We start from the raw sequence: 1,640 nt of genomic DNA on the forward strand, positions 1-1,640 counted from the left end.
AAAAGTACTGGAGGCCTGCCGGGAACTTTACAGGTTAATGGAGCTGCCCTTCGGCCCGATTAAGCTGGAGGTCTTCAACAGCTTCACCCTGGCCCACAAGATGGGTTTGTCTTTTCAGCAGGAATACCAGTTGCTGCAGTTGGCCAGTGAGAGCGTGCGGTTGCAATTTCTCCTGGATCATTTACAGCAGACGATAAAAGTGCTCGGGGAACTGAATCGTACGCGTGAACGCATCGAGTTAAACGGTCATTTTCGGAATTTCGACCCGCTGGACTTTAAAGATTACTCCCTCCAGTAATCCGTTCTTATTTCTATTAGGGGAAGTCCACCCGGTTTCCTATTTTTGCATCCAACAGCTGACAAAACAACAATGAATTTACACGAATATCAGGGTAAGGAAATTCTTGCCAGTTTCGGAGTCCGCGTACAGCGGGGTATCGTGGCGCACAATGCAAAAGAGGCAGTCGATGCCGCCAAAACTTTAACTCAGGAGACCGGGACGAGCTGGCATGTCATTAAAGCTCAGGTTCACGCGGGAGGCCGCGGAAAAGGGGGTGGGGTAAAACTCGCTAAAAAGCTTGAGGAAGTTGAAGCGCTTGCGGGGCAAATTATTGGGATGAATCTGGTAACGCCCCAGACCTCTGCGGAAGGTAAAAAAGTTCATCAGGTTTTGGTAGCGGAAGATGTCTACTATCCGGGCCCCAGTGAGACCAGTGAGTATTATATGTCTGTCTTGCTCAATCGGGCCACCTCCCATACCATGATTATGTATTCACCTGAAGGCGGGATGGACATCGAAGCGGTTGCAGAAAAAACCCCGCATCTTATTTTTACAGAAGAGATCGATCCGGCTGTGGGTCTTTTACCTTTTCAGGCAAGGCGTATTGCATTTAATTTCGGCTTAACCGGCACTGCTTTTAAGGAGATGACCCGATTTGTTATGTCTCTTTACAAGGCCTATGAGGAGAGTGATGCCAGCCTTTTTGAAATCAACCCCGTCCTTAAGACCTCGGACGATAAAATTATGGCGGTGGACGCCAAAGTAACCATTGATGACAATGCCCTTTTCAGAAGGAAGCAATACGCTGAGATGCGCGACTTGCGGGAAGAGAACCCCATTGAAGTTGAAGCCCGTTCCGTAGGATTGAATTACGTGGATCTGGACGGGAATGTGGGCTGTATGGTCAATGGGGCAGGACTGGCTATGGCTACAATGGATCTCATTAAAATGGCCGGTGGGGAGCCTGCCAACTTCCTGGATGTAGGAGGAACAGCCGATGCCAAAAGGGTAGAAGAGGCTTTTAGGATTATACTTAAAGATCCCAATGTCAAGGCGATCCTGATTAATATATTTGGTGGAATCGTCAGATGCGACCGGGTAGCCCAGGGGGTTGTGGATGCCTATAAAAACATGGGCGACGCTATAAAAGTGCCGATTATCGTAAGGCTGCAGGGAACCAATGCAGAGCTCGCCAAGGAAATCCTCGATAATTCCGGGTTGGCTGTTCATTCTGCAGTTCAGTTCCAGGAAGCCGCCGACAAGGTTAAGGCAGTGTTATCCTGATAACCTTTCAACCGAAATATTAAAGGTTATGCCACTCCGGCATAACCTTTTTTTATTGGTAATAGCACCAATATCC

General features: G+C 48.4%; 1 protein-coding gene and 1 pseudogene. Both read left to right on the plus strand.

Annotation, left to right across the window (positions count from 1 at the left end; all coding sequences use genetic code 11):
* Positions 1 to 298, plus strand: a pseudogene (locus tag WBV75_RS12185) (LON peptidase substrate-binding domain-containing protein); the annotation flags it as partial.
* Between the two features lie 72 nt (positions 299 to 370).
* Positions 371 to 1,564 carry an ADP-forming succinate--CoA ligase subunit beta gene (gene sucC, locus WBV75_RS12190; RefSeq protein ID WP_424120866.1) on the plus strand — a complete coding sequence of 398 codons (1,194 nt, stop codon included), beginning with the start codon at positions 371 to 373 and terminating at the stop codon, positions 1,562 to 1,564.
* Positions 1,565 to 1,640: the final 76 nt, after the last annotated feature.

The sequence above is a fragment of the Robiginitalea sp. genome (assembly GCF_049588695.1).
In the GTDB taxonomy this organism is placed as follows: domain Bacteria; phylum Bacteroidota; class Bacteroidia; order Flavobacteriales; family Flavobacteriaceae; genus Robiginitalea.